14 protein-coding genes are annotated in these 12,975 nt (G+C 66.1%); all 14 read right to left on the bottom strand.

Annotated features, from left to right (window positions below; genetic code table 11):
- Window positions 1-26 precede the first annotated feature (26 nt).
- The 14 genes from atpA to prfA all read right to left on the bottom strand — a co-directional run bounded on the left by atpA (window position 27) and on the right by prfA (window position 12,852).
- The gene (atpA, locus tag ACZ5Z0_RS15220) at window positions 27-1,664 is read right to left on the bottom strand and encodes a F0F1 ATP synthase subunit alpha (RefSeq protein ID WP_138770419.1); all 1,638 of its coding nucleotides are present in this window, start codon (window positions 1,662-1,664) and stop codon (window positions 27-29) included.
- Between the two features lie 83 nt (window positions 1,665-1,747).
- Complete coding sequence (locus ACZ5Z0_RS15215; RefSeq protein WP_464109145.1) at window positions 1,748-2,575, bottom strand: F0F1 ATP synthase subunit delta; 828 nt, start codon at window positions 2,573-2,575, stop codon at window positions 1,748-1,750.
- Complete coding sequence (locus tag ACZ5Z0_RS15210) at window positions 2,575-3,126, bottom strand: F0F1 ATP synthase subunit B (RefSeq protein WP_138768900.1); 552 nt, start codon at window positions 3,124-3,126, stop codon at window positions 2,575-2,577. The genes ACZ5Z0_RS15215 and ACZ5Z0_RS15210 overlap by 1 nt, the downstream gene beginning before the upstream one ends.
- Before the next feature lie 53 nt (window positions 3,127-3,179).
- Complete coding sequence (gene atpE, locus ACZ5Z0_RS15205) at window positions 3,180-3,398, bottom strand: ATP synthase F0 subunit C (protein ID WP_211882710.1); 219 nt, start codon at window positions 3,396-3,398, stop codon at window positions 3,180-3,182.
- A gap of 80 nt (window positions 3,399-3,478) precedes the next feature.
- Window positions 3,479-4,279, bottom strand: coding sequence for a F0F1 ATP synthase subunit A (atpB, locus tag ACZ5Z0_RS15200; RefSeq protein ID WP_138768899.1), 801 nt, complete (start codon window positions 4,277-4,279; stop codon window positions 3,479-3,481).
- A gap of 91 nt (window positions 4,280-4,370) precedes the next feature.
- Window positions 4,371-4,700 carry a hypothetical protein gene (locus tag ACZ5Z0_RS15195; RefSeq protein ID WP_464109144.1) on the bottom strand — a complete coding sequence of 110 codons (330 nt, stop codon included), beginning with the start codon at window positions 4,698-4,700 and terminating at the stop codon, window positions 4,371-4,373.
- Complete coding sequence (locus tag ACZ5Z0_RS15190) at window positions 4,693-5,178, bottom strand: hypothetical protein (RefSeq protein WP_464109143.1); 486 nt, start codon at window positions 5,176-5,178, stop codon at window positions 4,693-4,695. The genes ACZ5Z0_RS15195 and ACZ5Z0_RS15190 overlap by 8 nt, the downstream gene beginning before the upstream one ends.
- 81 nt (window positions 5,179-5,259) lie before the next feature.
- Window positions 5,260-6,282, bottom strand: a complete 1,023-nt coding sequence (locus ACZ5Z0_RS15185) for an MraY family glycosyltransferase (protein WP_464110800.1) — start codon at window positions 6,280-6,282, stop codon at window positions 5,260-5,262.
- Window positions 6,282-8,150 (bottom strand): polysaccharide biosynthesis protein, encoded by a 1,869-nt coding sequence (locus ACZ5Z0_RS15180; protein WP_464109142.1) that lies wholly within the window; start codon window positions 8,148-8,150, stop codon window positions 6,282-6,284. Before ACZ5Z0_RS15180 ends, ACZ5Z0_RS15185 begins: the two co-directional genes overlap by 1 nt.
- Window positions 8,151-8,249: 99 nt before the next feature.
- Window positions 8,250-9,209, bottom strand: a complete 960-nt coding sequence (locus tag ACZ5Z0_RS15175; RefSeq protein WP_464109141.1) for a glycosyltransferase — start codon at window positions 9,207-9,209, stop codon at window positions 8,250-8,252.
- A gap of 6 nt (window positions 9,210-9,215) precedes the next feature.
- A complete protein-coding gene (locus ACZ5Z0_RS15170; protein ID WP_464109140.1) occupies window positions 9,216-10,127 on the bottom strand; it encodes a glycosyltransferase in 912 nt (303 codons plus the stop codon).
- Window position 10,128: 1 nt separating this feature from the next.
- Window positions 10,129-10,848 (bottom strand): L-threonylcarbamoyladenylate synthase, encoded by a 720-nt coding sequence (locus ACZ5Z0_RS15165; protein WP_464109139.1) that lies wholly within the window; start codon window positions 10,846-10,848, stop codon window positions 10,129-10,131.
- Complete coding sequence (gene prmC, locus ACZ5Z0_RS15160) at window positions 10,845-11,744, bottom strand: peptide chain release factor N(5)-glutamine methyltransferase (RefSeq protein WP_464109138.1); 900 nt, start codon at window positions 11,742-11,744, stop codon at window positions 10,845-10,847. Before prmC ends, ACZ5Z0_RS15165 begins: the two co-directional genes overlap by 4 nt.
- 34 nt (window positions 11,745-11,778) lie before the next feature.
- A complete protein-coding gene (prfA, locus tag ACZ5Z0_RS15155) occupies window positions 11,779-12,852 on the bottom strand; it encodes a peptide chain release factor 1 (protein WP_138768890.1) in 1,074 nt (357 codons plus the stop codon).
- Between the last annotated feature and the right edge of the window lie 123 nt (window positions 12,853-12,975).

Raw genomic sequence — 12,975 nt, 5'->3', positions numbered from 1 at the left:
GGTCCCGGCAGTCCCTGCCAGCGAAACTAGCGCTTCTGCTTGACGATTTTTTCCTGGTCGACCTGGTCCTCGTCGATCGGGGCGTACTCCTCGTGCCCCGCACCGACCAGGAGGCTGTCGCCCTCGCCGAAGAAGCCCTTCTTGAAGTCCACGATCGCGGTCTTCAGCGCTTCAGCGGTGTCGTCGTCCATGACGTTGGTCTGGGCCAGCGTCGTCAGGATGGAGGACTTGTGCTTGAGGTGCTCCAGGAACTCGCTCTCGAACCGGTTGATGTCTTCAACCGGAACGTCGTCGAGGTAACCGTTGGTGCCGGCCCAGATGGAGACGACCTGGTCCTCGACCGGGAACGGCGAGTACTGGCCCTGCTTGAGCAGTTCCATCAGGCGTGCGCCGCGGGTCAGCTGCTGGCGGGAAGCGGCATCGAGGTCCGACGCGAACATCGCGAAGGCCTGCATGTCGCGGTACTGCGCCAGTTCCAGCTTCAAGGTACCGGAAACCTTCTTCATCGACTTCACCTGCGCGGCGCCACCAACACGGGAGACGGACACGCCGACGTCGACGGCGGGACGCTGGTTGGCGTTGAAGAGGTCCGACTGCAGGAAGATCTGGCCGTCGGTGATGGAGATGACGTTGGTCGGGATGTAGGCGGAAACGTCGTTCGCCTTCGTCTCGATCAGCGGCAGGCCGGTCATGGAACCCGCACCGAGCTCGTCGGAGAGCTTGGCACAACGCTCCAGCAGACGGGAGTGCAAGTAGAAGACGTCGCCCGGGTAGGCTTCGCGTCCCGGCGGGCGGCGCAGCAGCAGCGACACGGCACGGTAGGCCTCGGCCTGCTTGGACAGGTCATCGAAGACGATGAGGACGTGCTTGCCGCCGTACATCCAGTGCTGGCCGATGGCCGAGCCGGCGTACGGTGCCAGGTACTTGAAGCCTGCGGGGTCGGAGGCGGGGGAAGCCACGATGGTCGTGTATTCCAGCGCGCCGTTGTCCTCGAGGGTCTGGCGTACAGCGGCGATCGTCGACGCCTTCTGGCCGATGGCCACGTAGATGCAGCGCACCTGCTTCTTCACGTCGCCGGAAGCCCAGTTGGCCTTCTGGTTGATGATCGTGTCGATGGCGATGGCGGACTTGCCGGTCTGGCGGTCACCAATGATCAGCTGACGCTGGCCGCGACCGATCGGGATCATGGCGTCGATGGCCTTGAGCCCGGTCTGCATCGGCTCGTGGACCGACTTGCGCTGGGTCACGCCGGGCGCCTGGAGTTCCAGGGCACGGGTGGTCTCGGCCTTGATCTCGCCGAGGTCGTCGATGGGCTGGCCCAGCGGGTCAACCACGCGACCGAGGAAGGCGTCGCCGACCGGGACGGACAGAACCTGTCCGGTGCGGTGGACTTCCTGGCCCTCTTCGATGCCGGTGAAGTCACCGAGCACGATCACGCCGATTTCGCGGACGTCAAGGTTCTGGGCCAGGCCCAGCGTGCCGTCTTCGAAACGAAGCAACTCGTTCGCCATGACCGAGGGAAGGCCCTCAACACGGGCGATGCCGTCACCTGCGGTTGTTACGCGGCCAACCTCTACGCGCTCTGCGTTTCCGGGTTCGTAGGACGCCGCGAACTCGTTCAACGCATTACGGACGTCGTCGGCGTTGATGGTCAATTCGGCCATCTGCAGTCCCTGCTCTCCTGTTTTCGTGATCATCGTTGCTCACGATGACCGGGGTTTCTTGTCGGTAAGTTGTGCTTGTCCGGCTAACCAGCAAGCTGGCGGTGGAGCTGGCCCAGGCGGGCGAGGACCGAAGCGTCAACCACTTCGTCGCCAATCTGGATCCGGATGCCACCGATCAGTGCCGGGTCAACGTTCATGTTGATCTTGAGCTCGCGGCCGTACAGGGCATTGAGCCCTGCCTGCAGACGACTGGTCTGGGCCTCCGTCAGCGGACGGGTGACGCTGACCGTGGCGATCCAGCGCTGCTGGCGCTTGGCGGCAAGCTCGGCAAAACGGCTGACGAGCTTAGTGGCCTTGAGCCCGCGGGGCTGCGACACTGCCTGTCCGATAAGGACTTTCGCTTCCTCGCTTGCACTGGGCACGAGCTTCTCGGCGAGGGCAACCTTGGCTGCCTGGCTCGCCTGCGGCTCGGACAGGGCACGCTGCACCTCGTGGCTGGCATCGACGGCGTGGTTGAAGGCGAACAGATCGTTCTCCAGCGCTTCCAGTCCGGTGATGCCCGAGGCAGAGACTGCCGACTTGTTTTCAGCAACGGCAATTACCACCGAAGCGGCAAGAGTCTCGAGTGCATCGCCGATGTCACGAGCCGACGCCCAGCGTGAGCCGGCCAGCCCGCTCGCGATCTCCACAGCGTCGGCGGAGACTTTTCCGCCAAAGAGCTGCTTGACCAGCGCCGACTTTTCGTCACCGCTGCGAGACGGGTCAGTCAGGGCACGGCGCAAGCCAGCCGAGCTGTCCACCGTTCCCAGGATTCCGAAGAGTTCCTTAGCCAACTGCAGCGACGCGTTGGGAAGCTTGGCCTCCAACGCGACGAGTGCCGCGGTCAGCGATTCGCTCGATACACCTGCCATTACTTAGCTGCACCTGCGTTCTGGTTCTCCAGATCTGCCAGGAAGCGGTCAACCACACGGGCCGAACGTGCATCATCGGTGAGTGCTTCGCCCACGATGCGGCCAGCCAGCGTGGTCGCCAGCGTGCCGACCTCGGCGCGGAGCGACACGACGGCCGCCTGGCGCTCGGATTCGATCTGCGCGTGTGCCTGGGCGGTGATGCGGGCAGACTCAGCAGCTGCCTTCTCCTTCAGATCCGCAAGGATCTGGGCGCCTTCGGCACGGGCTTCCTCGCGGATGCGGTTGGCCTCGGTGCGGGCGTCGGTGAGCTGCTGCTTGTACTCTTCGAGTGCTGCAGAAGCCTCTGCCTGGGCCTTCTCGGCCTTGGCGATGCCGCCTTCAATGGCCTCGGCACGCTCTGCAAAGTTCTTCTCGAACATCGGGACAACGTACTTCGTCACGATGAACAAGAGGACGGCAAAGCCTACAAAGACGACAAACATTTCCCAGATGTTGGGAACGAGGGGGTTGGGTGCACCCTCGGTGGCGGCTGAGATGATCAGCTGCTTCATATTTCACCCGTCCTTATCTACTCGGTTCTGGATGTTCGCTGGGTTCTGAAGGTTTACTTGAGAACGAATGCGAAGACCAGGCCGAGGATGGCGAGGGCTTCAGTCAGCGCAAGGCCGAGGAATGCGATCGGCTGCAGCACGCGCTGAGCTTCCGGCTGACGTGCTACGCCGTTGATGTAGGCAGCGAACACGAGACCCACACCGATACCACCGCCGATGGCGGAGAGGCCGTAGCCGATGAGGTTGAGGGAACCGTTGATGGAGCCGTTCATGTTTTTCCTTTCAAGATGCCATCCAGGTGGCAGGTTGTTTGGCTTGCTTCATCCCCGCGAGGGGAAGTTTTTGGGGTGCCTTAGTGGCTGTCGGCGTGCAGTGCGCCTTCGATGTAGATCGCGGTCAGCAGCGTGAAGACGTAGGCCTGCAGCGCCATGATCAGCGCTTCCAGCATGTACATCGCCAGCGAGCCGGCCAGGACCAGTACCGAGGCGCCCTTCAGCAGGACATTCTCCTGCATGACCAGGAACTCGATGCCGGAGCCGGCAATCATCACGATCAGGTGACCGGCCAGCATGGTGGCGAACAGACGGAGGCTGTGCGTCACGGGCCGGACCAGGAAGTTGGAGATGATCTCGATCGGGATGACGATCGGGAGAATGTAGATCGGCACGCCGCTCGGCACGGTGGCCAGCTTGAAGTACTTCAGGCCGTTCTTCTTGATGCCGATCGCGATCCAGGTGACGTACACGATCGCGGCGAGCACATAGGCGCCGCCGACGTGCGAGAAGCTCGGGAGCTGGATGACGGGGATCGCGCCGTAGATGTTGTTCACCAGGATGAAGAAGAACAGGCTGAACAGCAGCGGGACGTACTTCATGAAGTCTTTGCCGCCGATGATGTCCTTGGCGATCCCGTTGCGGACGAAGCCGTAGGCGGCCTCGCCGGCGAACTGCAGCTTGCCGGGGACGAGCTGCTGCTTACGCGCAGCCAGCACAAAGAATGTAGCGATAATGACGACCGAGAGGATCACCAGCAGCATCTGCTTGGAGAATCCTTCGGCCGCACCCCAGGGCAGGATAGCCGGCAGGTGCAATTGTTCAATTCCAGGAGGAGTGAACTCTCCTGAATCTTGGGCCGGGAGCGCAAGCGCGATCAACGCGTTTCCTCTCTGCAGTGTCCATCATTGGGCGTTGGGCGGGGAGCGGCGACATTCCTGTCAGCCATTCCCCCTCTGAAATTTTTTGGCATTACTGTTCCGCGTCCTTGGACGGGCCACGTGCAGCGCCGTCTCCACCAGCCGAATTTCGGTGACTGGTGAGGCCGTGCATATGAGAAAGATAGAACCCTCCCGCAGCTCCAAGCAGGGCGCCTGCGAGCACAATCCAGCGGGTTCCCCACAGATTATCCAGACCCCACCCTATCAAACTCCAGACGATGATTCCGCCAACAATGTAGCTGAAGACGGCGATGCCGGCGTTGTATCCGCCGTCGTTGCCGTCCTGCGACACGCCAGGTGCACCGCCGGTAGTACGGGACGTTTTGCGGGTGTTCTTCTCAGGGTCTTCGCGGCTAGGCACGCGGGCCGCCTTCCGTCCGTTCGGGGTCGTTGTAGATTTGCAGCCGGGCCTTGCCGAAGCCAATGATCTCGGCCGCCTGCCAGGCGACAACGCTGACGACGGCGCCGATCAGGAACCAGCGTTCGTGCAGCCAGCCCGGAGCGCCGATGACGAAGAGCACAACGGCGAAGCCGACGACCTTCACGAAGTAGGTGGCGACAAACAAGCCGATCGCTCCGGACGGGTTGTTGCGTCCGACGAAGTGGCCGATCGCCAGGCTGATCGCAAAGAACGCCATCACGAGTGCGCCGCCGAAGAGGCTCGACAGGGACCCAAAGCCGCCGTTGAAGACGAAAGCGAGGGCCGCGGTCACCAGGAGCGCTCCCCCGGCGGCCGCAGAACTGATGGCGAGCAGCCTCAACCACAGCGATTTTGTGGGGCCGGAAGCGCCAACGGGTCCGCTGCCGGACGCGCGTCCGGACTCGGCGCTGGAGCTCATGGGATCCCAATCGTCGGTGCTGTCAAGGGCAGGGGGCGCGGCGACATGCCGCCCCTGAATTCTACACGAGATAGAACACGGCTAGGCCACGGGGATGCGGGTGACCTTGGAACGGCGGCGGAACCTGCGGATCAGATCGGGGGACGCGAGGTACAGCCCGAGTATCAGGAGGCTGCCGGCTACACAGAGGGCGACGGCGGGCAGGGGTGCCGTGGCGGCGACGAATCCGAGGACAATCACCGCGGCGGTGCACGCCGTGACTGTCGCGGCTGACTGCAGATGTGTAAACCCGACGTCGGTGAGCCGCTGGTAAACGTGCTCGCGGTGGGACGCGTACCAGCGCTCCCCCGCCTTGATCCGGCGCAGCAGGGTGTAGCCGGTGTCCGCGGCGTAGACGAGGATCGGCGAGAGCACGTATTCGACGTAGACGCCGGAGAGGAACCCGGCCACGGCGAGGGCGGCGATGGAGGCGCCCAGCAGGTAGCTGCCGACGTCGCCCAGGAAGACCGACCCGCGGCCGAGGTTCCAGGGCAGGAAGCCGAGGAAGGACATCGCCAGCACCGCGCCGCCGGCCGTCAGCCAGGGCTGTTCGGACAGCACGCCGGCCATCGCGTAGGCGCCGCCGGCGGTGACCCCGTGCAGGCCCGAGATCCCGTTGATGCCGTCCATGAAGTTGGCAATGTTGACGTAGGCCGCAATCGCCACGGCGGCCAGCGGGAGCCACCAGAAGGACTGCGCGGTCAGCACGATCAGCGCCGCCGAGCCGGCGGCCCCGATGCCGAGTTGCGCGGCGGCGCGGCCCCGGATGGACAGGCCCCGCAGGTCTTCGATCCAGCCCACCGCCGAACACGCGGCGATGATCGCCAGCACCACGGCGAACACCGAACGGTCCACCGTGACGACGCCCAGGAAGACCGCCGCCAGGTAGCCGGCGCCGCTGGCCAGGGCGGTGGCCACGCCCATCCCCCGGATCGTCGCCGTGCGGTGCGAGGAGCGGGCGGACGGAATGTCCACCACGCCCATCCGGACCAGCCACGGCTTCACCGCAAGGGGAAGCAGCAGGCTGGCGAGCAGCGTGATGCCGGCCACCACGGCCAGCGGCATCACGACGCCACCCGGATCTCTCCCGCTTCGTCGGCCTCATCGTCGGGGATGTCCGCGATGCTGGCGCCTTGTTCCGCTTCGCAGCGGGCCAGCCAGACGTTGAGGTCCAGCTTGTCCGGGTCCTGCTGGGAGGCCTTGGTGTGGGAAATCTTCGGATGCAGGGGCCGCTGGTCCAGTTCGCCGGTGCCGACCAGCTCCTCGTGCAGCTTCTCCCCCGGCCGCAGTCCGGTGTAGATGATGTCGACCTTCTTGCCGGACATGGCGATCATGCGCTGCGCCACGTCCAGGATCCGTACCGGCTCGCCCATGTCCAGGATCATCACGTCGCCGCCTGCGCCGATCGCACCGGCCTGGATCACCAGCTGGCAGGCCTCCGGAATCGTCATGAAGAAGCGGGTGACGTCGGGATCGGTGACCGTGACAGGGCCGCCCACGCGGATCTGCTCGGTGAAGAGCGGGAGCATCGAGCCGCGGCTGCCCATCACGTTGCCGAAGCGGACGGAGACGAACTTGCCGCCGGTCTGGCCGGCCATCCAGGCGGTCAGCTTTTCCGCGACGCGCTTGGAGTGGCCGAGGGCCGTGGTCGGGTTGGCAGCCTTGTCGGTGGAGATGTTCACGAAATGCGAGACGCCGGCACGCTGGGCGGCGCGCAGCACGTTCAGGGTCCCGCAGACGTTGGTCTTCCAGGCTTCGACCGGGTACTGCTGGAGCAGGGGCGCGTGCTTGAGGGCGGCCGCATGGAAGACCACTTCGGGGCGCCGGTCCTCGAAGATGTCTGCCAGCGCCTCGCCGTCGCGGATATTGGCAAGTACGGTATCGCGGCCGGCCAGCAGGCCCCGGCCGGTAATGGAGATCTGGGTCTGCTGCAGCCCGGTCTCGTCGTGGTCGAGCATGATCAGTTCCGCCGGCGAGAACTGCACGATCTGGCGGCAGAGTTCCGAGCCGATCGAGCCGCCGGCGCCGGTCACGAGCACACGCTTGTCCTTGATATAGCCCGCGATTTCGTCGACCTTGATGTCGACAGGCCGCCGGCCGATCAGGTCCTCGACCGCGACGTCGCGGAAATCGGAGAAGCCGTCGGGTGCCCCGCCGCCCAGCATGTCGCGCAGCGGAGGCAGCACCAGCACGCGAATGTTCAGGCCGTCGACGGCGTCCGAGATGCGGCGGACCACCGAGGCCTCGACGTTGGCGAAGGCCAGCACCAGCACCCTCGCGCGGGTCCGGCGGATGATCGCCGGGAGGTCTTCTCCCCGGCCGAGGACCTGGACTCCGGAGAGGCGGAGGTGCTTCTTGGCCGGATCGTCATCGATCAGGCCGACCGGGAAGTACGGGGACTCCGGGTCCTGCAGCATCCGGGTCAGGAGTGAGTTGCCGAGGAATCCCGCGCCGTAGATCAGGGTGTTCTGCGCCTCGTCGCCGGGACGCGTCTTTCCCTCGACGTAGAGCCGTTTGGCATAGCGGGCCGCGCCCATAAAGAGGCAGGCGAAGGGGAAGGCGATCAGGCCCACGCTGCGGCCGATGTTGATGGCCTCGTACAGCACCAGCAGGACCGCGGTGATCGAGGCGGCCACAATCACGGTGACGAAAACCAGTGCCCGGGCCTCCTGGAAGCTGCCGAACGGATACCGGCCGCGGTACAGGGCCAACGCATAGCCGGCCAGTATCTGCGCGACCACGGCGATGGCGGCGATGACGAAGGCGCCGGTGAACTGCTCTACCCGGATACCCATCTCGTAGCGCAGCAGCAGGGCGAGGACAATCGCCACAATCCACGACATCGAGTCGAGGAACAGCTGGATCCAGATCCAGAGGGCGGGCTTCTCGTCCCGTTGTGCGGCTGATTCGCGCGCTTCAGATTTCGTAGTCAACAGAGATTGCAACCGACTTCCACTACCACGGCGGCCATGCGCCTGTTTCAGAAAATACCCCGTCGCAACTGTCGGACGGCGTCGGGGCCTAGAACGATACTAATCTCTTTCGCGGCCGCCGCCCGGGTCCGCGGGCAGCGGCGGCATGGGTTTCCAGCCGCTGTCGGCGAGGATGGCGCGTGATTCCCGCCATCCGCGCCAGAGCGCACCGGTACCCTTCAGCGTCCGTTCGACGAGGACCAGGCGGACTATTTCCTTCAGGAATGTCAGCGCCGTCCCTGCCCCGAAGCCGAGCCGGTTGAACTTGCCGTGGGCCCTGAGGTAGTGCGCGACGTGGCCGCGGTTCCGCATCACGTAGCGGCGGCTCAGGTCGGAGGAATCGTTGAGGTGGCGCAGGCCCAGGTCCACCTGGCGCTGCGCGCGGACCTTCTTGATCACGAACGCGTTGACGTAGACCACCGGGGTCTGCTGCGCGGCGAGCCAGCCGTAGATCAGGTCGTCCCAGGTGATGAAGAAGCGTGGGTCCGGGAGCCCGATGCTCCGGGCCAGAGACGCCTTGATCAGCATGCCTTCGAAGTTTCCCACATTGGTGCGGAACACCTCGGAATGCTTGAACACATCGCGGGAGACCGGGAGGAAGATCCCCAGCGCCTCGACAAAATGGTGCTGCCAGAAGAAGGGTTTGCCGTCGGCATCGTAGCGGCGGCCGATCAGGCAGGAGTAGTCCGGCGTGAACTTCTCCAGTGCCTCCACAGCGCCGGGAAGCACCTCGACGTCGTCGTCCATCAGCCACAGCCACTCCGCGCCGCGCGCGAGCGCAAGCTCCACGCCGCGGGAGAACCCGCCGGCGCCGCCGACGTTTTCGCCCAACCGCGCGTACTCAATCGGCAGCCCGCCGGCCAGCGCCGCGGAGACGACATCGGCCGTGTGGTCGCTGCTCGCGTTGTCCACCACGATGATCCGCGCCGGGCGGGTGCCGAGGCGGGCGAAGGAATCGAGCAGGTTGCGAAGGTAGTCGGCACGGTTGTAGGTGACGACGACGGCGAACAGGTTCTCCACGGCGGCCTAGCTGTTGGTGGACATAAGTTGTGCGGGCGAGCCGAAGCCCTTGCCGCGGAACCCGGTGGAGTAGGCGCGGAACCAGTGCGCGAGGCCTTTGAGGTCGCCGGCCTTCAGGAAGTAGTACGGGAAGCCGATGACGTCCGCACCGAACCAGCGCAGGTTCCGGTACTTGCGGGTGAGGTAGCCCCGATTGCGGAAGTAGCAGTAGCGCTTGAACTCGCCCTCCGGGATGACGGGGGTGATGAAGCCGCCAAAGACCGGCTTCATTTCCGTCCAGGTGGCGGGGTGCTGCACCGCCACGGTGGCGAGCGTGCCGTACTTCAGGCCGGCCTTTTTCACCCTCGACAGGAAGTCGACTTCGTCGCCCCGGATGAAGAACTTCACATCCGGAATGCCGATCGTGTAGAAGACCTCGGTCCGGATCAACGCGCCGTTGAAGAAGTGCACCATGTCCGGGAGGTAGCCCATCGGCGCCAGCCGCGAGCGGTCGTTGGTCAGCAGCCCGTTGATCCGGAAGTTGAAGGAGAGCCGGTTGGGGTCGGCCGTGGCGGCGACCAGCGGGCTCACGATGTCGAGCTGGTGCTCCTCGGCGGTCTTGAGCAGCTCGGCGAGGCAGCTGGCGTCCTCCGGGTGGCCGTCGTCGTCCATCATCCAGATCCACTCGGCGCCGCTGGCCATGGCGGCCAGGATCGCGTAGGCAAAGCCGCCGGCGCCGCCGAGATTCGCTTCGGAGCGCAGGTAGTTGATGTTGTCCGCTCCCTGCGACTCGACGACGTCGGTGGCCGGCGCCGTGCCGGAGTCGACGAGCGCGATCGAGTGGATCGGGGCGGTCTGTTCGGCCAGGCCCTTCAGGAGCAGGGCAAGTTCCTCGTGGCGGTCAAAGGTTACGGCCGCGACGGCGACTTTGGGCTGCATGTCAGTTCCTTTGGGAATCGTCGGGGGCCGAGTCGGCGCTGCTGTCCTCGGCCGGAGCCTCTTCGCCGGCGCCGAGCACGCCCGGCACCACTTCGCGCAGGCGCTCCAGGCTGATGGCGCCCTGTCGGACCACGCGCAGCGGCAGGGAGGTCGCGTCGATGATGGTGGAGGGCTCGGCGCCGTCCCCCTCGACCGGCCGGTGGCCGCCTTCAAGGTAGACCTCCACCGACTCCGCCAGCTGCGCTTCGGCTTCGGCGGCGCTCTGCGCGGCGGCCTGGCCGGTGCGGTTGGCGGATGAAACCGCCAGCGGCCCGGTGAGCGTGAGCAGGTCCTGGGCGACGTCGTCGGCCGGGAGCCGGAGGGCAACGGTGCCCTTGGTCTCGCCAAGGTCCCAGTCCAGCGAGGGCTGGGCGTGCAGGATCAGCGTCAGCCCCCCGGGCCAGAACGCCTCGGCAAGGCGCCGGGCCTCGGCCGGGACATCGGTGGCGAGGCCGTCGAGGGCGTTCAGCCGCGGGATGAGCACCGGCGGCGGCATCGACCGGCCGCGGCCCTTGGCGGCGAGCAGCAACGTCACGGCCTGCGGCGAGAAGGCATCCGCGGCGATTCCGTACACGGTGTCGGTGGGGAGCACCACGCATTTGTGTGCCCGGATGGCGCGCTGGGCGTGTTCGAGTCCTGCGGCGCGCTGGTCCGCGTCGGCGCAATCGTAGCTGGTCGTCACTGGGACATCCTTTCATCACTGCGGGTGGGAGCCGGTCTGCGTACGGCGCTGGTGGCGCGTTCGCGGCCGTTGAGATCCAGATGTGTCGTAACCCCGGACCAGAGGCCGGAGCGCTCCAGCATCGCGGCAATCCAGCTGGCCTGGACCTCGGCGTGTTCCATCACAAAGTAGCCGTCGGGGACCAGCAGCCTCGCCGCGGACGCCGCCGCCGCCGCCGGGAGTTCCATTCCGTCCGCTCCCCCGCCGTACAGCGCCTCGGGCGGGTCGTGCAGCGCCACTTCTGGTTCGTTGGGGACCGCTTCGGCGGGGATGTACGGCGGGTTGGAGACGACGACGTCGAACGTTCCGTTGTGTTCGGGCAGTGCGTCCCGGAGGTCGCCGCGCACCAGGCGGACGCCGAGCGGCAGCAGGTTTTTCGCCGCCCAGGCGTGCGCGAACTCGCTGAATTCCACGGCGTGGACCTCGGCGCCGGGAACCTCGTGCGCGATCGAGCCGGCGATCGCCCCCGAGCCGGTGCCCAGGTCCACTACTTTGGGGTCCGCCGACGGTGCCGCGTCCTTGAGCCAGTCGATCACGAGCTGGACCACGGACTCGGTTTCCGGCCGCGGGATAAACACGCCGGGGCCCACCGCGAGCTCGAGGTAGCGGAAGTGCGCCACGCCGGTGATGTGCTGCAGCGGGATCCGTTGCGCGCGCTCGGCCACCAGCTCGGCATAGCCGGCGGGCGCCGGCGTGTCGCCGAGCACCAGGGCCCTGACCCGGCCCGGACCGACGCCGAGCAGGTGCCCGGCGAGCAGTTCGGCGTCGACCTTCGGGCTAGGCACGCCAGCGGCGGCGAGTACGGCCGTGGCCTCGCGGACGGCGTCCGCGAGGCGCGGCGCAGGATCAGGAATCATCAGGCTCAGGTGTCATCGGCGGGCCGGATCCGGGCTAGTCGCCGATGGCGTCGAGGCGGGCCTGTTCGTCCATCTCGATGGCGGACTGGATGACCGGTTCGAGGTCGCCGTTCATGACCTGGTCCAGGTTGTACGCCTTGTAGCCGGTGCGGTGGTCGGCGATCCGGTTTTCCGGGTAGTTGTAGGTGCGGATGCGCTCGGAGCGGTCCATGGTGCGGATCTGCGACTTACGCTGGGCCGAGTTCTCGGCGTCGATCTGCTCCTGCTGGTGGGCCAGGATGCGGGCACGCAGCACGCGCATGCCGGCCTCGCGGTTCTGCAGCTGGGACTTCTCGTTCTGCATCGCGACAACGATCCCGGTGGGAAGGTGGGTGATGCGCACGGCCGAGTCGGTGGTGTTCACGGACTGGCCGCCAGGGCCGGAGGAACGGTAGACGTCGATCTTGAGGTCGTTCTGGTTGATCTCGAGTTCCTCGGGCTCGTCCACTTCGGGCAGCACCAGCACGCCGGCGGCGGAGGTGTGGATGCGGCCCTGCGACTCGGTCACGGGAACGCGCTGGACGCGGTGCACGCCGCCTTCGAACTTGAGCCGCGCGTAGACGCCTTCGGCCGGGTCGTTGGAGTTGCCCTTGACGGCCATCTGGACGTCCTTGTAGCCGCCGAGATCCGATTCGGTGGCGGAGATGAGCTCGGTCTTCCAGCCGCGGGATTCCGCGTACCGGGTGTACATCCGCAGCAGGTCCGCGGCGAACAGGGCAGCCTCGTCGCCGCCTTCGCCGCCCTTAACCTCGAGGATCACGTTGCGGGCGTCGTCCGGGTCGCGCGGGATCAGCAGCCGGCGCAGCTTGGCCGCCGCCGTATCCAGGGCCGCCTCAAGCTCGGGCACCTCGGCGGCGAATTCCGGATCCTCGTCCGCCATCTCCTTGGCCGCCGCCAGGTCATCGCGGATGCCTTCCCAGCGGTGGTAGGCCTCCACAATGCCGTTCAACTGCGCCGAACGCCGCCCCAGCTTCCGGGCCAGCTTCTGGTCAGCATAGACAGCAGGATCCCCAAGCTGCGCCTGAATGGAGTCATGCTCATCCAACAGACCCTGTACGGACTCAAACATTTCAAAACCTCTTTCGACTTGGTACCAAGTCTAATGACGCATGCAGCGGCGGGTGACCTGGCGGCCGGCGTCGCATATTTTGCCGGCCCCGGGAGTGGCATCGGGCCTGTCGGAGCGTTGCGG

The organism is Arthrobacter sp. T2-23 (assembly GCF_055398325.1).
This window is presented reverse-complemented; position numbering and strand designations above follow the sequence as displayed.